The organism is Polaribacter litorisediminis (assembly GCF_019968605.1).
Taxonomy (GTDB): domain Bacteria; phylum Bacteroidota; class Bacteroidia; order Flavobacteriales; family Flavobacteriaceae; genus Polaribacter; species Polaribacter litorisediminis.
This window is the reverse complement of sequence record NZ_CP082966.1, coordinates 1,595,922-1,614,420: the sequence shown is the minus strand read 5'-3', so window position 1 is coordinate 1,614,420 and position 18,499 is coordinate 1,595,922. Positions and strand designations below refer to the sequence as shown.

The following is an 18,499-nucleotide window of genomic DNA, read 5'->3' as shown; positions in this document are numbered from 1 at the left end:
TAAGTATCTACTTACTGTTTTACAAGATGGTTTCTTAATAAAATGCTAAAGTTGTAAACAAATTGTATAAAGTGGTATGTAATTGCGACAAAAAAAATGATTCGAGTTTTTTTATCGGATTAAAAGTTCGGAAATTTGTGCCAAGAAGATATTCGCTTTTTCTTGGTGCAAATTTTATAATAGAAAATTAGCAAATGCTAGTATATCTGGTTTATGGAATTCGAGCTTTTTATATAGTTTTCGGAAGATTTGAATAGATATCTGGTAATGAAATCAACTTGAAAACTAAAATTTAACACAATTCATTTAAAAACTAATGATACTATGAAATTTATAAAACCATTTTTTACCATTGCAATATCTCTCCTATTAATTTCTTGTTTGGGTTTCTCTAAAAAGGAAGATTCCATAAAAGAAAAGCCACTTTACATTCCTTCAGAAAATACTCAAATCGCATATTTTGCTAGTGGTTGTTTTTGGTGTGTAGAAGCTATTTTTGAAAGTGTAATAGGAGTAGAGGAAGCCGTTTCTGGTTATGCGGGCGGACAAACAAAAAATCCTACGTACCAATCAATCGGAACAGGAAGAACGGGGCATGCAGAAACTGTTGCTGTATATTACAATCCTAAAAAAGTGAGTTTCGAAACTTTAGTTACAGTTTTTTTTGGTTCTCATGATCCAACCACTGTAAACGGGCAACATCCAGATTATGGAACCCAATATCGTTCTATTGCTTTTTATTCCAATGCTTCTGAAAAGAAAATTATAGACGATGCGATTGCCAAATTAAATGTAGAAAAATACAATGGTAAAATAGTGACAGAGGTTACCAAGTTTACTGAATTTTATAAGGCTGAAGAATATCACCAAGATTTTGAAAGAAGAAACCCAAATCAAGGCTATGTAAAAGCAGTTTCTGTACCTAGATTAAATAAGTTTAAAAGTAAGTTTCCTGAATTGTTGAAGGAAAATAAGCATTAGAACTATTTAGTCAGACTCCTATTTTTAAATTTTATTTTACATATCTGCAGTTGTATTTTCGTTCAATTTGTTATGCTCATTACCATTAAATTTAGAATTAGTTTCTCTATTTTTTATTGGATTAGAGCAGAGAGAATAAAATTAAAAAATATTTCTTAACCTATTTGCATGATGAAATTTGGGTATCCTTTTGTTGTGCTAAAAACGAATTTTATCCTGAGCATCATTTTAGTACAAAGCGAATGTTTATGTAAATTAAAACTCTTCAAATAATTGAATAGAAGTTCGTAGATTATTACTTTAAATTAGATCTTAATGTTGATTGAATGTCCATGTAAAGCGGTATATCATATTTAAATGTGACACCAATTGAAACGAATTTATACCATTTATGATTTGAATTTACCGTAAAAGAAAAAAGGGTGTTTTATTATGGTAAATTCAAGTTGCAGATGGTATTAGTCCGCCATTTTGATGTTCTTTTGTTAGATCAAAATAAAGGTAAGATTACTGTTGATTAAAACAAAAAACCAAGTAATTTTCATCACTTGGTTTAAAATATTTAGAAAAAAAGAAAATTATTTTCCTGTTGATGCTTCTTTAACTTCCGCTTTATCAGCTATAATTCTAGTTTCTTTATTAGCAACTTCCCAAGCTGTATGAAAAACCAAACGAGCTCTGTTTTCTAACAACTCATAATTAATTTTGTCTGGAGTGTCGGTCGGTCTATGGTAATCTGCATGCGTACCATTAAAGTAAAAAATAATGGGCACATTGTTTTTTGCAAAGTTGTAATGATCTGATCTGTAATAAAAACGATTAGGATCATTTTCATCATTATATTTATAATCTAGATTAATGTTCATATATTTTTTATTCACTGCCTCAGACAACTCGTGCAATTCTGTACTTAATTTGTCTGAACCAATTAAATAAACATAATTAGGGTCTGCTTTGTGTCGGTCATCAATTCTACCAACCATGTCAATATTTAAATTACAAACAGTATTTGCTAATGGAAATAAAGGATCTTCATCTGCATAATATTTAGAACCTAATAAACCTTTTTCTTCACCCGTTACATGTAAAAATAAAATTGATCTTTTAGGACCTTTACCCGTTTTTGTAGCCATTTGAAAAGCTTGTGCAATTTCTAAAAGAGCTACAGTTCCAGAGCCATCATCATCTGCACCATTATAAATTTCACCATTTTTGATACCTTCATGATCTAAATGAGCAGATATCACGATAATTTCCTCTGGTTTCTCGCTTCCTTCAATAAAAGCAACGACGTTTTCAGAATCTTTAAAAGTTCCTCTTCGCGTGTTATTATTTATCCATTCTGCGGGTACTTCTTGAAAATAATCATCGCCTCCTAAAGGGGAAATAATGCCTTCTGTTACATAAAAGTTTTTTAAATATTCTACTGCCTTTTTTTGACCAGGTTCACCTGTATTTCTTCCTTCAAACTCATCTGAAGCATATGTAAAAAGGTGTGTTCCTAGTTCTTTTGCAGTAATTGTTGCGGCATATTTTTCAGCCTGATCTACATTTGCATCTGTATTTTTAGATGCCTCTTTACTAGAACTACAAGCCATAAAAGCGATAGCACTAGCAACATAAAGTATTTTTTTCATCAATTAAAAAAGTATTAAATTATTTGAGATTCGTTCTCAAAAGTAACAAAAAGTTTAAGCAAAATCAAAATTACTTTTTGTTTATGATAAACTGTTGTAATTTTCTGTTAAAATTAATAATATCTTTCGGAAATAAATCATCAAAAGCGTCCTCATGTATTAAGGTTTCTGGGGTGCCTATTTGAACTTTTTCATTGGTAAATAAAACGATTTCATCTGCAAATTGAATGCATAAATTTACTTCATGAGACGAAAGAATAATGGTTTTAGAAGTCTCATCCACTAATTTTTTCAGTAAAGAAAATATTTTTATGGTATGATGCAAATCTAAATGAGCAGTGGGTTCATCTAAAATAATAAGGTCTGTATCTTGTGCCAAAGCTCTGGCAATTAAAACACGTTGTAACTGACCATCACTCAATTCAAAAAAAAACTTATTTTTTAAATGCTCAATTTCAGTTTGTTCTATGGCCCAATGTATTTTTTGTAAATCGAGATCAGAGAGTGTATCAATCCAATTTGTATAGGGTTGTCTTCCGAGTGCAACGAGTTCAAAAACAGTCATTTGACTTTCGGGTAAACGTTCTGTTAACACCAAACTTAAAACAGCAGCGAGTTCTTTGCTAGCAAAGTCTTTTACATTTTTAGTATTGATAAAAACATTTCCGTTTAAAGGTTCTTGTACTTTAGAAATGGTTCTTAATAAAGTAGATTTTCCAATTCCGTTTTTACCCAAAACAGTTACTAGTTTGCCTTTTTCAATAGCAAGATTAAGATTTGAAGCTACAATAGTTTGCGCTTTTTTAGATTGATAGCCTATGGTTAGGTTTTCAGTTTTTAGGACAATATTTTTATCTTGATGTTTAATTTTGTAATTGTTTATTTTCTGAATTGTAAATACGAGTACTCACCATTTTTATTATTACCTATACCAACTTTCTAACCCTTTAATTCTTGGAGGATTAGTTTGTAATTTTATACAAATATCTTCTTTTTTCTCATTAATAACCAAATAACCACAGGTGCTCCAAAAAGAGAGGTAATTGCATTAATTGGTAAGGTAAACTCGCTCGTTGGTAATTGTGCAATAGCATCACAAATTAACAAAATAATTGCGCCAATGATTGCCGTTGCCGGAATTAATATTTTGTGATTAGAGGTTGTGAAAAACATCCTGGCAATATGCGGAACCGCCAAACCTACAAAAGCAATAGGTCCGGAAAAAGCCGTAATAACGCCCGTTAATACACTCGTAATTAATAAAATAATAATTCTACTTTTTTTTATATTGATGCCTAAACTTTTTGCATAATTTTCTCCTAATAAAAAACTATTTAAAGGTTTTATAATGGTTAAGGTTGCTAATAAGCCAAGGATATATATCATGATAAAAACACTGATTTCGTTCCAAGATAAATTTCCTAAACTACCAAAACTCCAAAATAAATATTGCTGAATTTTTGCGGCCTCAGAAAAGTACGCTAAAACACTAATAACCGCCGATGTTAAACTACCAAACATCAAACCAATAATAAGAATAGACATGGTGTTTTTAACTTTATTAGCGGCAATAATTACTGCTGATAATACTAAAAAAGCACCTAAACTTGATGCAATTGGTAAGGACCAATTAGAAACAGCACTGCTTAGAAAAAATCCTCCAAAAACCGAAGAACCTAAAATTAACAACGCAACGCCTAAACTTGCGCCAGAAGAAATCCCTAAAACAAAAGGGCCTGCTAACGGATTTCTAAATAAGGTTTGCATTAATAATCCAGAAATAGATAATCCTGAACCCACTAAAATAGCTGTGATTGCTTTCGGAATTCTAAAATTAAACAAAATAATATCCCAACTTTCGTTGGATGTTGAATTACCTGTTAAGAAATTTATAATTTCTTTTGTCGGTATGGAAACAGAGCCTAAACTAATGTTTATAAAAAACAAAATCACCAGCGAAACTGATAAGAATATAAAGTGTTTTGTGTATAATTTTTGTTCCATTATGATGAAAATCCTCTATTGATTTATAAAATCATTGAGGTCTGAAAACCTTATTTATAGTTCTTTAAAAATCTGACTAATTTTTGAATGGCAATTCCCCGATGTGAAATTTTATTCTTTTCTTCAGCACTCATTTCTGCAAAAGATTGATGAAATCCTTCTGGTTTAAAAATAGGATCATATCCAAAACCCTTTTCGCCTTGTTTCTCTTTTAGAATTTCACCTTTACAAATTCCTTCGAAAATATATTGATTTTTGTCAATATTTAAACAGATTGCCGTTCTGAATTGTGCTTTTCTCGTTTTTTTATTTTCTAATTCTAATAATAATTTTTGCATGTTATTTTCAGAATTACTTGGTTCACCAGCAAAACGTGCAGAATATACTCCAGGTTTGCCATCTAAACTTGCTACTTCTAAACCCGTATCATCTGCAAAACAATTAAAACCAAATTTAATGGTAATATCGTTGGCTTTTAATTTTGCATTTCCTTCTAAAGTTATGGCTGTTTCTTCAACTTCATTAAAATAATTAATGTCTTTTAAACTCAGTAATTGAATTGATTGCGGTAACATTTCTTGTACTTCTTTCAGTTTATTTAAGTTGTTGGTTGCGAAGACGAGTTTCATCAAAACTATTTAATTTATGACAAATGTAATCAATTTATAAATGAATATTTAAGAACCCATCAGAACAAAATATTAAAATATAGCATGTAAATTTCAAAAGCTAAAAAATGCTAAAAGGATGGATGTTTTTTGTTTTTCATGGTAATATCAGGTAATAACCCAAGTAATTGTAGCTATTATTTTACGCTGTAAAATTAAAAGACAAATTTAAAAAGTAGTCTAAAAGATATATGGAAAATAGTTGCTAAAAAAAAGTGCTTAAAGAAAAAAGTATTTAAAGAAACTTGCCAGCTTTAATTTTAGGTAGATTTAAAATATACTCTTATAATATTCCCCCGAATAGAACTGAAAATTATAAATCTTCTATTAAAATTGTACTGGCAAGCTTGTAGGATTATAATTGGACTTTTTTAATTCATTCCAATTGGTAGTCCGAATATAATAAAAAATAATATATCACCTTCTGTAAACCCTTGATATATCGCTATTTTCAGTAAATCAGTAAGAGTTTTAACGAATCAGTAAATAATATTTAAAAAGAAATATTATCTTTCACTTTTAAAATCCCCATAATAGATTTGTTAGAATCATTTTTATTTTTGTTCACTGCGATCATTGGTTTTGTAACCCTTGCATTATTGCTAAGGTCTTATAAATCTAATCCTTTTTGTAATCTTTTTTTAGTTTTAATTATTAGTATTGTTTTTTTTAGGTTTTTTATTCATGGTAGTTATCACTTAGGTTTACAATCAGTTTTTAAACCCGTTACAGGTAAAAATTCAATATTCTATTTAATTCTGGTTCCTTGTTATTATTTATACTATAAATACTTAACAATTCAGGCAAAATCTTATAACCTTAAAGATTTAAAACATTTAATTTTCATTGTATTTTTATATCTTATCAATGCAATCGAAGCTTTAGATAATAGTTTTATATTCTATTTTGGACCTTTCACGAATTTCTTTTTTGTGCTACTATTTATAATGTTTTATTTAGTAATAGCTTTTAATTTGTTGAGAAAAAAAATATGGTTCAGAAAAACCTTGCTTTTAAATAATGAACACTTTTCTTTGATAAAAAATTGGACTATATTCTTTTATATAATTAATATAATTCCTAGTATTATGGTTTTAATTTCTTTATTTCAAGAATTTAGACAGGGTATAGGTGCTTCCGGAAAAACGATGGCTATTTTTTCGTTGGTGTTTTGGTTGGTTATTTTTTTTAAAATCTTAATATCTCCAGAAATATTATTTGGACTTCCGATATTGAATAGTACTTTATTAAAGTATAACGAAATTGTATCTGAAAAGAAAGAAATAGTAACCACCCCAGATGATAATTGGATATTAGAAACAAGTTCTAAAAAAACTACTCAAGATGAGAAATTACAAGAGAAGATTAGAGCAAACATTAAAAATTATATTTATGAAGTAGATCAATTGAGTACAGAAAAATTAATTTTTAGAAATCCAAAAATTTCTCAAAGTGATATTGCAGAAAAATTAGGAGTTCCTGCAAGTCATATCGTATATTTATTTAAATATCATTCTAAAATTTCTTTTTCAGAATATAGAATGAATAGTAGAATACAAGATGCCATAGAACTCATAAAAGAAGGTTTTTTAAATACAGAAACGTTTGAATCTTTAGCCTACAAAACAGGATTTGCATCTTATAACCCTTTCTTTACTGCTTTTAAAAAAATAACAACATATTCTCCTCAAGAGTTTTTAAAACTAAAACAATGTTAACAGATTTTTATTCATGATGATAAGGTTCATTCTTTAAAATCGTAAAGCTTCTGTACAATTGCTCCACAATAAATAAACGAATCATTTGATGAGAAAATGTCATTTTAGAGAGTGATATTTTTCCTTGTGACTTTTTATAAACAGCATCAGAAAAACCATAAGGGCCGCCGATCACTAGAACTAATTGTTTTAAGCCAGCATTCATTTTTTTTTGTAAATATTTAGAAAATTCAATGGATGTATAGTGTTTTCCTTTGTCATCCAACAAAATTAACTGGTCTGTGTTTTGTAGTTTCGATAAAATCAATTCTCCTTCTTTTTCTTTCTGCTGAACTTCACTTAAATTTTTTACATTTTTAAGATCAGGAATAACCTCTAGCTCAAACTTTACATAATGTTTTAAACGATTTTGATATTCATGAATCAAAGGAATTAAGTTTTTATGATCCGTTTTACCAATGGCTAGCAATTTAATTTTCATAATTTTTAAGGTTTTCACTTCTTGGTATTTCGCTTTTTGGCAGAATTGTAACGAGAAGTTTTTTATCATTACCGCTACAAATTTATCAGTTTTAAAACATAAATTCAATAGAACTTCCATAAAGTTCAAAATCATTGTTATTTTTACAGCAGAATTCAAGAAAATATGATATCGACAGCACAATTTGAAAAGGAATTAGAGTTAATTATAAAAAATGCAATTCGTGAAGATGTTGGAGATGGCGACCATACCTCACTTTCTTGCATTCCTGCGGATGCGAAAGGCAAAGCAAAATTGCTGGTAAAAGATGAAGGAATTATTGCTGGTGTGGAATTTGCAAAGCAAGTTTTTAGCTATGTTGATAAAGATTTAGAAGTAGAAACTTTTATAAAAGATGGTACAAAAGTAAAATTTGGCGATGTTGTTTTTCACGTTTCTGGCAAATCTCAATCTATTTTAATGGCAGAACGCTTGGTTTTAAATGCCATGCAAAGAATGAGCGCAATTGCTACAAAAACCGCTTTTTTTGTTGATTTATTAAAAGGAACCAACACAAAAATTTTAGATACTAGAAAAACAACCCCGGGAATTAGAGCATTAGAAAAATGGGCTGTAAAAATAGGAGGAGGGGAGAATCATAGATTTGCTCTTTACGATATGATCATGATTAAAGACAATCATATCGATTTTGCCGGTGGAATTACAGCAGCAATTACAAAAACAAAAAAATATTTGGCCGATAAAAAGTTAGCAATCAAAATAATTGTAGAAGCGAGAAGTTTAACAGAAATCAAAGAAATCCTTTCTAACGAAGGCGTATATAGAATTTTAATTGACAACTTTAATTATGAAGATACTAAAAAAGCAGTTCAGTTAATAGGAGATCGTTGTTTAACTGAATCTTCTGGCGGAATTAACGAAAAAACCATCAGGAAATATGCAGAATGCGGTGTCGATTTTATCTCATCAGGCGCCTTAACACATTCAGTTTATAATTTGGATTTGAGCTTAAAAGCGCTCTAAAATTTATGGTTTAGAAGTTCAAGTTGAATTTTGATTATGAAACAATTTTGACTGTTAAATTTAACATGATAAAAAAATATGGAAGATTTTTTTGACAGCGAAGCATATTCAAAAATTGATTTTACCAAAATAAAAATCAAAAAAGGCGAATATGACAATTGTACATTTTCAAATTGTAATTTTGAGAACGTGCATGCTTCAAATATTCAGTTTGTAGAATGTGAGTTTATCCATTGTAATTTTAGCAACGCTGTTGTAAAAGATACCGCTTTTAAGGATGTACGTTTTATAAATTGTAAAATGATAGGAGTAAAGTTTAATGAGGTAAATCAGTTTTTATTACAAATAAACTTTATAGATTGTCAATTAAATTTCTCTTCTTTTTATCAATTAAAACTTTCTGATACAAAGTTTAAAAATTGTAATTTAGAGGAAACAGATTTTACTGAAACTAGGTTGATAAATGCTGTTTTTGACAACTGTAATTTACAAGGAGCAATTTTTGATCAAACGGATTTAGAAAAATCAGATTTTAGAACTGCCTCTAATTTTAACATCAATCCGCAACAGAACCGATTAAAAAACGCAAAATTTAGTAGAAATACCATAGACGGACTTTTATTAAACCATAAAATTATTATTGAATGAAAAATTTGATGTATCCCTTATTTTTTCTCGTTTTTCTTTTCATTTCTTGCGAAGGAAATGAAAAGAGCATCTCGATGTATGGGTATGAATTAGGACAAAATAAAATTCAAAAAATAAAATTAAATAGTAACAAAACAGATTCGATCGTTAGTTTTAAATATATACAAAAAAGCGATTCTTTGAAAAATATTACATTAAGACATCACTTAAAAAAGGATGTAATTTTGGTAGATTTAGACACTTTTAACAAAATTCCAAATATATATAAATCGAAGAGTTTAGCGTATAAAATGTATCAACTTAAAAAAGATAAAAATCGTTATAAAACATTAGTGTTTCATGAAAATTACGGACTAATTGCAAGTTTAGGTTTTGGCACAGATCGTATCTTTTTAGAAGATTCTATAACACCAATTGTAAAAGAATTTATTTTTAAAGATTTATTTATAAATGTAAATAGTAAATAGATTTTTTCCTTAGAAAAGTCATTGATGAGCAAAGAAATTAAAGACAAACTAGAAAAAATACCAATTTTAAATATTTTGGTAAGATTCGGGAAGAAAATTAAAATTCCAGGATTAGAAGGCATGTCTTTATATGATGTCTTAGAAATGTATATTATTGGTATTATTGAAGGCGCTTTAACCACAAGGGCAAGCGGAATTGCCTACAGTTTTTTTATGGCGATTTTCCCGTTTTTGTTATTCATACTTACGTTAATTCCGTTTGTACCCATACCAGGAGCTCAAGAAGGTTTACTATCTTTAATAGCAGATGTGTTGCCGCCAAAAACATTTGATGCCGTAGATTCTGTTTTGGTTGATATTATTAAAAACCAATATGGAGGCTTGTTGTCTTTTGGTTTTATTGGATCCATTTTTTTAATGACCAATGGTATCAATGCAATATTTGGCGGGTTCGAATATTCCTATCATATTAAGGAAGTAAGAAACAGTGTTAGATCTTATTTTATAGCCATGTTAGTATCTATTGTGATTGTTGTTTTCTTGCTCATTACTGTAGTTTTAATCATATTTATCGAATTAGTTTTACAAGAATTTGTAACAATTGGTTGGCTAGAAGATAATTTAATTTGGGTGCAATTGGGGCGTGGAATTATTTTTATACTCATGATTTTTATGACCGTTTCAATGCTCTATTTATACGGAACAAAAGAAGGAAAACATTCTAGATTCTTTTCTCCTGGTGCATTTTTTACTACTATTTTATCAATTTTAACCTTTTATTTATTTGGTTATTATGTAAACGAATTTGCTAAATATAACGAGTTATATGGCTCTATTGGTACGCTTTTAATTTTAATGTTATTTATTTGGTTAAACTCAATCATTCTTTTACTTGGGTTCGAGTTAAATGCATCCATCAACGCATTAAGAAATCAAAATAAAAGTGATACAATCAGTAAAGAATTATAAGTTTTCACGATATTTGCAAACGCAATTTTTAATTGTAAATGTGCAATTTTAAGTGATTAGTTTTGAGTAGCACTACGAAAACTAAAAACCAAAAACTAACTAAAAATTTTTTAATGAAACCAAGCATCCCAAAAGGAACAAGAGATTTTTCACCAACAGAAGTAGCAAATCGTTCATATATAATGAGCACGATTAAAACTTCTTTTGAAACCTTCGGATTTCAACCTATAGAAACACCAAGTTTTGAAAATTCATCAACCTTAATGGGGAAATATGGTGAAGAAGGAGATCGCTTGATTTTTAAAATTTTGAATTCTGGGGATTATTTATCCAAAGCTGATGAAAAATTATTAGCGACAAAAGATAGTTTAAAAGTTACTGGTCAAATTTCCGAAAAAGCACTTCGTTATGACCTCACAGTTCCTTTTGCAAGATATGTAGTACAACATCAAAATGAAATTACATTTCCTTTTAAACGGTATCAAATTCAGCCTGTTTGGCGAGCAGATAGACCTCAAAAAGGACGTTTTAGAGAGTTTTTTCAATGTGATGCCGATGTGGTTGGTAGTAAATCTTTATGGCAAGAAGTTGAGTTTGTAAAATTATATGATACTGTTTTTACTCATTTAGGTTTGTTAGATACTACCATTAAAATTAATAATAGAAAAATATTATCTGGAATTGCAGAAGTGATTGGTGCCCAAGATAAATTAATTGATTTTACAGTAGCTTTAGATAAATTAGATAAAATTGGTCAGGAAAAAGTAGAGCAAGAAATGTTGTCTAAAGGAATTACTGTTGAAGCAATTCAAAAAGTACAACCGTTGTTTTCCTTTGATGGCAATAATGAAGAGAATTTAGACGCTTTAGAAAAAATGTTAGCAACATCCAAAGAAGGAACAAAAGGAGTTGAAGAGTTGCGCTTTGTGATAAATTCTGTGGAAGTCTTAGGCTTAAAATCTGCTAATTTAGAAGTTGATGTTACCTTAGCAAGAGGTTTAAATTATTATACAGGTGCTATTTTTGAAGTTTCTGCACCAAAGGGTGTTAAAATAGGTTCTATTGGCGGCGGTGGTAGATATGATGATTTAACAGGTATTTTTGGTTTAAAAGATGTTTCGGGAGTCGGAATTTCTTTTGGATTGGATAGAATCTATCTAGTTTTAGAAGAGTTAGGTTTGTTTAAAGCGGTTAGTTTACCAAAACCAAAAGTATTGTTCGTCAATTTTGGGGAAGCTGAAGCTTTGTATTGTATGAAAGCAATAACTTTACTAAGAGAAAACAATGTGAAATCAGAACTTTTTCCGGATGCTGCTAAAATGAAAAAACAAATGAATTACGCAAATAAACGTGAAATTGAATTCGTTGTTTTAGTAGGATCTCAAGAAATGGAAAAACAAGAATTTACCCTAAAAAATATGATTTTAGGAGAACAAACAAATTGTTCTTTATCAGAATTGGTGGAAACATTGAAATAATTTGAACACGAAATATTTTTTAAATCAGTATTCTTGTCATCATTACCATTTGTTTTATCGATCGTAGTAAAGAATTTCATATAGATTTTATTTAGCACCATTCCAAACTTTAAAACAGTAGAATTTTTTAAAATATTTGCGTATAATTTATTGTTTTAAATTTTTAAATAATCATGATCAAAACTTTATGAGCTTGCATAAAAGCGCTAAAATTTAGTTTATCATAATTTTATCATAACATAATTATAATTGATGCAAAAAGTTAAAATAATACGTTTCAAACCCTTAAATTTGCACTACAATTTTGATTGAAATCTTTGAATTGACCGACAAAATGAATGACGACAGAATAGAAGAAATAGGAGAGAACCACGTAGCAACTTCTGCAAAAACGCCATTAAGAGCCGATGCTTTTGATATTTCTGACGAAGAAAAAATTAAAAAAATCCAAGAAAGTGTTAAAGATATCTTAACCACCTTAGGGATGGATTTAACAGATGATAGTTTACAAGGAACTCCCAAAAGAGTTGCCAAAGCATTTGTAAATGAGATTTTTATGGGATTGAATCCTAAAAATAAGCCAAAAGCATCTACGTTTGATAATAATTACAATTATGGTGAAATGTTAGTGGAAAAAAACATTGTTGTTTATTCTACTTGCGAACATCATTTATTGCCCATTATTGGACGAGCACATGTTGCTTATATTTCTGGAGGTAAGGTAATTGGTTTATCTAAAATGAATAGAATTGTGGAATATTTTGCAAAAAGACCACAGGTTCAAGAACGTTTAACAATGCAAGTCGTGCAAGCAATGCAAGAAGCTTTAGGAGTGCAAGATGTTGCTTGCGTAATTGATGCTAAACATTTATGTGTAAATTCTAGAGGCATAAAAGACATAGAAAGTTCTACCGTAACGGCAGAGTTTGGTGGTAAATTTAAGGAAAAAGATACAAAAAGAGAATTTCTTGATTATTTAAAAATGGATACCGATTTTGATTAAAAGTAACTGTTTTTTAGATTTTAATTAGTGTTGTCCGATTAAAATTAGCTAAAGTGTTTTAAAGTATTGATAGTATTGATTTTCAAGAGCTTTTAAAGTAGTATACCTTGCTTTTAAAACCGCTTTAGAATTTATGATGTATCGAAAAATTTAAAATCGTAATAATATTGTTTTTCAGTTAGTTACATTCAAGTCTTTGTTCTTTATTCTAACAGCGAAAGCGGTCTTTTTATCTTTTATCGGACAACAATGGATTTTAATAATAGTTTAACCGTTTAGAAATTCTCTAAACGGTTATTTTTTTTTAAAAGAATTTGTTTTTAGATTCTTATCAATTTTTTTAAGTATATAATTTGATTGATTTAGTCTTATGTTTTGAACGTGCTTTAAAAACATAAGTATTGTGCAACAACTTCATGTAATCATCTGGTTAATAATTTATAAAGAAATTTTGTTACAGTGTATGTTGTGGTCGATTTCATGAAAAACAAGTGCTGTATTGTTTTTGTAGTGTGTTATCTAGTCGTTTATTTTTTAAATTAATTAACTTTGACGAAATATATTACAGAATTTTTATTTAAACTTTTTATGAAAAATTATATACTTTTTATTTACTTTATTTTAGCTTTTTCTACCATAGCAACAGCTCAAACAACTCAGGTAGGCAGTGGTAGTTATGCCAACATGCATCCTGGAACAGATGCTGCAGGTAGAAATGGTTTTCCTTCGGGCACACCTCAATTAAGCGGAAACGCTATCGGGAAACCAGTACCTACAAATGATTGGTGGTCTAAACTGATAAAAGAAAATCATGCAGATAATTTGTTCAATTATCCAATGACCATGAAAACCACAAATTCAGGTTTAATTGTTACCTACATTCCTTTTGGTGTGATAGGAGATTCTGCACCAATCGAAGTAGGATTAACAGGATTAAATGCGCCTAGAACAACAGTTTCTGATTATTCAGATTGGACAATGACCATGAATTGGAAAGATAATAATCATGAGTTAAAAGCTACTTCAGGTATCGGAATGCCTTTTTTATACTTTGAAAAAGATGCTGACGATATCGTTTCTATTAAAGTAAATTCTGGTTCTGCTAGTATTACAAATGAAATGTTAACGATAGAAAATGCTTCAGCAGGAGCAGATTTTGTTTTTTACGCACCATTGGGAAGTATCTGGGAGCAAGCAGGCAATGTATATACATCCACTTTAAATGGCAAGGATTATTGGTCTATGGCAATGTTACCACAAAATACAAGTAACGTTAATGCTGTAGCACAAGATTTAAAGAAATATGCGTATGTATTCCCTACCAATACAGAAACCTCTTGGAGTTACAATGAAAGTAATTCTAAAGTTACTACAACTTTTACAACATCTGTAGATGTAAAGGAAGGTACGCATTCTAACATGCTTTTAGGATTATTACCACACCAATGGTATAATTTAGCGTCTAATTCTCCAACTCCGAATACATATGAATATAGTTCTATAAGAGGAGCATTAAAAATGTTAGATGGCAACACTTTTACGGTAGAAAATACTTACAAAGGTATTTTACCAACAATTCCTTATTTAGCAAATTATAGTGAAGGTTTTAGTCCTTCGGATTTAGATGCAAAAATTTCTCAAATAGAGAATGATGGTTTAGCAACGTGGACAGATTCTTACAATGAAGGTCAAGTAATGAATCGATTAATTCAAACAGCCAGAATAGCAAATCAAACAGGAAATATTGAGGCGAGAGATAAAATGATTGCTACGATTAAAGAGCGATTAGAAGATTGGTTAAGTTATGAGTCTGGCGAAGTAGCTTTCTTGTTTTATTATAATAGCGATTGGTCTGCAATGATAGGATATCCTGCAGGTCATGGTCAAGATAATAACTTGAATGATCATCATTTTCATTGGGGATATTTCATTCACGCCGCCGCTTTTATGGAACAATTTGATCCAGGTTGGGCTGCAGAATGGGGCGATATGATTAATACTCTAATTAGAGATGCTGCTTCTTTTGATAGAAATGACACTCAATTTCCATTTCTAAGAAACTATAGTCCTTATGCTGGGCATAGTTGGGCAAATGGTTTTGCAACGTTTCCACAAGGAAATGATCAAGAATCTACATCAGAAAGTATGCAGTTTGCTTCTTCTTTAATCCACTGGGGAACCATTACTGAAAATAATAGCATTAGGGATTTAGGGATTTATATTTATACAACAGAACAAACTGCTATAGAGGAGTATTGGTTTGATGTGTACGAGCGTAATTTTCAAGCAACGCAACAATATAGTTTAGTGTCTAGAGTTTGGGGAAATTCTTACGATAATGGTACATTCTGGACGGCAGATATCGCTGCTTCTTATGGTATAGAAATGTATCCCATTCATGGTGGTTCTTTTTATTTAGGTCACAATCAAGAATATTCTAAAAAACTTTGGGCAGAAATTGAATCGAATACGGGCGTTTTAAGTAGAGAGGATAATGATAATTTATGGCATGATACGTATTGGAAATATTTATCATTTACAGATCCTCAAAAAGCTGTAGATTTATATAACGCCTACCCAGAAAGAAATTTAAAGTTTGGTGTTTCTGATGCACAAACTTATCATTGGTTGCATGGAGTAAATGCAATGGGAATTGTAGATGCCACAATTACTGCAGATTACCCAATTGCAGCTGTATTTAAACAAAATGGAGAAACTACCTATGTTGCACATAATTATTCTGATTCAGAAATCACAGTTTCTTTTTCTGACGGATTTAAATTAATTGTGCCTGCAAACCAAATGAAAACGAGCAGAGATATCGATGTTTCTGGCGTTTTATCATCAGATTTTGACCAAGCTTTTCCTGGTGGAAGCGTAAATTTATCTGCAACAATTACTGGAGAAGGGGTTACAAAAGTAGAATTTTTTGATGGCGCAAATTCAATTGGTGAAACTACAACGGCTCCTTACCAAATAAAAGCAACAAATCTTACTTTAGGCGTTCATGGTTTTTATGCAAAAGTATTTGTTAATAATCAGTTTAATGTAACCAATATTGTTAATATTCAAGTTGGCGAACAAGTTCCGTATTCCGGAACTCCAATGGTGATTCCTGGCGTTATAGAACCTGGTTTTTATGATAAATTTCAAGGTGGTATTGGTCAAAATATAACATACGTAGATAACTCTATAGGAAATAATGGGAATTTTAGAACAGAAGAAAATGTAGATGCTAATATCGTAAATGGAGAAGGAGCAACGGTTGGAGAGCTTGGCGCAGGAGAGTGGATGGAATATTCTATTCATGTAGAAACAGCGGGTATTTATGATTTAAGTTTTAGAGCTGCTTCTGGTAATTCTAGCGGAGGAGGCCCTTTCTATTTTGAAATAGAAGGTAATAAGATAAGTCCAAGTATTTCTGTGCAAACTTCTAATGACTGGGAAAATTGGATAACTAATACTGCTACTGATATCGAATTAACAAAAGGTGAGCATATTTTACGCCTATTTATCGAAAGCGGAGAATTCAATCTAGGAAGGATGACTTTTTCATATAAAAGTGACTTAACTTTTGTTCCACCTGTGGCAAATGCAGGAGAAAATGTTTCTGTACTTTCGCCATTAACCACCGCAACATTAGATGGCTCTTTAAGTATGGATCCAGAAGGAGAAACAATTACCTATAGTTGGGAACAGGTTTATGGACCATCAATTATCAATTTCGATAGCACAACGACGGTATCTCCAAATATTTCCAATCTTGAAAATGGAGTCTATAAATGTAAATTAACAGTTAGTGATGGCACATATTCAGCTTTTGATGAAGTTTTAATTCTTGTATCTGCGGAAGGTAATTTAAGTCCTTCAATTTCTATTACTTCACCAAGTAATGGAACTACTTTTAAAGAAGGAGAAGATATTAACATCACAACAATCACCACTGATTTAGATGGTACCGTTCAAGTAGTGGAATTTTTTGATGGCACCAATAAAATAGGAGAAGATTCTGCCGCACCTTTTACTTTTGTATGGATTGGAGCTAGTGTAGGCAGTCACGAAATTACTGCAATAGCTACGGACAATATGGGGGCAAAAACTACCTCTGAACCTGTCACTATTTCGGTCGATGAAGAAAAATCTTGTACTGAAACTTCTGCGGAAGCACAACAGGGAAATTTTTCTCAAGGATATGAGGTTAATTTTGAAACCATAGGTAACAGTGTAACGATTACATTTACGTTACTAGACACAAATAAAGTAGGGGTTGTGGCCTATTTATGGCAACAAAATCCTTTTATGGAAACTGAATTTGATGAAGTATCAGGTTTAACATTTTCTAAAACAATTGGTGGGTTAACCACAGGAGAAACCATCAGTTATGCAGCTAAATTTGCTTATGCTGGTGGATTCTCTGTTACAAAATATTTTCAATATGTAGTGGGAGACAGTTGTACAGGCAGTATTTCTGATGTAACTGCTCCAGAAAACTTTACTGCTTCCATAGGAAATATAACCGCATCTAGTGTAGAACTTTTATTGAATGCCACAGATGAATCTGGTAAAGTAGTTTATGAGATAACGTATGGAAATACAATAAAAACTGTAAACGGAGATTCAGGGGTACAAAAATCTTATATTATAAATGATTTAGAGGAAGAAACGTTTTATTCTTTTTCTGTCATTGCCAAAGATTTGTCAGGTAATTTGGCTTCAAATAACCCATTGGTCTTAGAAGCAACTACTTTGGTAAACTCTAATTCTGAATGTTCTGGTACTGATAGTGAAGCTATAGACGGGGCTTTTTCAATTGGTTATACCTATAGTTTTGAAACCAATGGCTCTAATGTTACCATTACATTCGAATTATTAGATACAGATAAAACAGGGGTTGTGGCTTATTTATTTAGACAATCTCCGTTTGCCGAAACGATGATGAACGAAGTATCTACTAAAAAGTTTTCTCAAACAGTTAGTGGTTTAACAAATGGACAAACCATAAGTTATGCCTGTAAGTTTGCTTTTGCAGGCGGATTAGCAGTTACTAAATACTTCTCTTATACAGTCGGATCTAATTGTACTTTAAGCACAGAAGATACTATTTTACAACAATCAGTAAAAATATTTCCAAATCCAAGTAAAAATATTTTGAATATAAGTTCATCTATCAAACCCATTACTAAAGTTGAAATTTATTCAGTGGTTGGAAAAAAGATTATTGAATTTAATAGCAATTTAGAAAAACTAAATATCCAAGAGTTATCTAGTGGTTTGTATTTGATTAAAATTTCTTCGGAAGAATCAAATTATACTACTAAATTTATCAAAGAATAACATTGCATTCATTTTATCAACTAAAAAAATCCGTTTAGATGTTTTCTGAACGGATTTTTGTATTTGAGTTTTTAAACTTACTATTGTA

Annotated in this window: 14 protein-coding genes; 9 read left to right on the top strand and 5 right to left on the bottom strand. The window is 30.4% G+C overall.

From position 1 onward, the window contains the following. Positions 1-324 precede the first annotated feature (324 nt). A complete protein-coding gene (msrA, locus tag K8354_RS06950) occupies positions 325-981 on the top strand; it encodes a peptide-methionine (S)-S-oxide reductase MsrA (RefSeq protein ID WP_223446663.1) in 657 nt (218 codons plus the stop codon). 578 nt (positions 982-1,559) lie between these two features. Here msrA and K8354_RS06945 read toward each other — a convergent pair. The 4 genes from K8354_RS06945 to K8354_RS06930 form a co-directional block, all read right to left on the bottom strand. Then, the gene (locus tag K8354_RS06945) at positions 1,560-2,618 is read right to left on the bottom strand and encodes a M28 family metallopeptidase (protein ID WP_223446661.1); all 1,059 of its coding nucleotides are present in this window, start codon (positions 2,616-2,618) and stop codon (positions 1,560-1,562) included. A gap of 70 nt (positions 2,619-2,688) precedes the next feature. Continuing rightward, positions 2,689-3,486: an ABC transporter ATP-binding protein gene (locus K8354_RS06940; RefSeq protein WP_223447625.1), complete on the bottom strand. Its 798-nt coding sequence runs from the start codon at positions 3,484-3,486 to the stop codon at positions 2,689-2,691. 107 nt (positions 3,487-3,593) lie between these two features. Next, positions 3,594-4,622: a FecCD family ABC transporter permease gene (locus K8354_RS06935; RefSeq protein WP_223446659.1), complete on the bottom strand. Its 1,029-nt coding sequence runs from the start codon at positions 4,620-4,622 to the stop codon at positions 3,594-3,596. A gap of 50 nt (positions 4,623-4,672) precedes the next feature. Then, complete coding sequence (locus K8354_RS06930; RefSeq protein ID WP_223446657.1) at positions 4,673-5,251, bottom strand: non-canonical purine NTP diphosphatase; 579 nt, start codon at positions 5,249-5,251, stop codon at positions 4,673-4,675. Positions 5,252-6,378: 1,127 nt separating this feature from the next. Between K8354_RS06930 and K8354_RS06925 the strand changes: the two genes are divergently transcribed. Further along, positions 6,379-7,008 carry a helix-turn-helix domain-containing protein gene (locus K8354_RS06925; protein WP_223446655.1) on the top strand — a complete coding sequence of 210 codons (630 nt, stop codon included), beginning with the start codon at positions 6,379-6,381 and terminating at the stop codon, positions 7,006-7,008. A gap of 7 nt (positions 7,009-7,015) precedes the next feature. Here K8354_RS06925 and rlmH read toward each other — a convergent pair whose 3' ends face one another. Beyond that, on the bottom strand, positions 7,016-7,489 hold the full coding sequence (rlmH, locus tag K8354_RS06920) for a 23S rRNA (pseudouridine(1915)-N(3))-methyltransferase RlmH (protein ID WP_223446653.1): 474 nt from the start codon (positions 7,487-7,489) through the stop codon (positions 7,016-7,018). Positions 7,490-7,654: 165 nt separating this feature from the next. Here rlmH and nadC point away from each other — a divergent pair, with 165 nt between their 5' ends. The 7 genes from nadC (at position 7,655) to K8354_RS06885 (ending at position 18,411) form a co-directional block, all read left to right on the top strand. After that, positions 7,655-8,512, top strand: a complete 858-nt coding sequence (gene nadC, locus K8354_RS06915; RefSeq protein ID WP_223446651.1) for a carboxylating nicotinate-nucleotide diphosphorylase — start codon at positions 7,655-7,657, stop codon at positions 8,510-8,512. Between the two features lie 78 nt (positions 8,513-8,590). Further along, the gene (locus tag K8354_RS06910) at positions 8,591-9,160 is read left to right on the top strand and encodes a pentapeptide repeat-containing protein (RefSeq protein WP_223446649.1); all 570 of its coding nucleotides are present in this window, start codon (positions 8,591-8,593) and stop codon (positions 9,158-9,160) included. Further along, positions 9,157-9,627 (top strand): hypothetical protein, encoded by a 471-nt coding sequence (locus K8354_RS06905; protein ID WP_223446647.1) that lies wholly within the window; start codon positions 9,157-9,159, stop codon positions 9,625-9,627. Before K8354_RS06910 ends, K8354_RS06905 begins: the two co-directional genes overlap by 4 nt. A 24-nt stretch (positions 9,628-9,651) precedes the next feature. Further along, positions 9,652-10,596, top strand: coding sequence for a YihY/virulence factor BrkB family protein (locus K8354_RS06900; protein WP_223446645.1), 945 nt, complete (start codon positions 9,652-9,654; stop codon positions 10,594-10,596). Positions 10,597-10,709: 113 nt separating this feature from the next. Continuing rightward, positions 10,710-12,074, top strand: a complete 1,365-nt coding sequence (gene hisS / locus K8354_RS06895) for a histidine--tRNA ligase (protein ID WP_223446643.1) — start codon at positions 10,710-10,712, stop codon at positions 12,072-12,074. Between the two features lie 334 nt (positions 12,075-12,408). Further along, positions 12,409-13,077: a GTP cyclohydrolase I FolE gene (folE, locus tag K8354_RS06890; RefSeq protein WP_223447623.1), complete on the top strand. Its 669-nt coding sequence runs from the start codon at positions 12,409-12,411 to the stop codon at positions 13,075-13,077. 588 nt (positions 13,078-13,665) lie between these two features. Continuing rightward, complete coding sequence (locus K8354_RS06885) at positions 13,666-18,411, top strand: glycosyl hydrolase (RefSeq protein WP_223446641.1); 4,746 nt, start codon at positions 13,666-13,668, stop codon at positions 18,409-18,411. Positions 18,412-18,499: the final 88 nt, after the last annotated feature.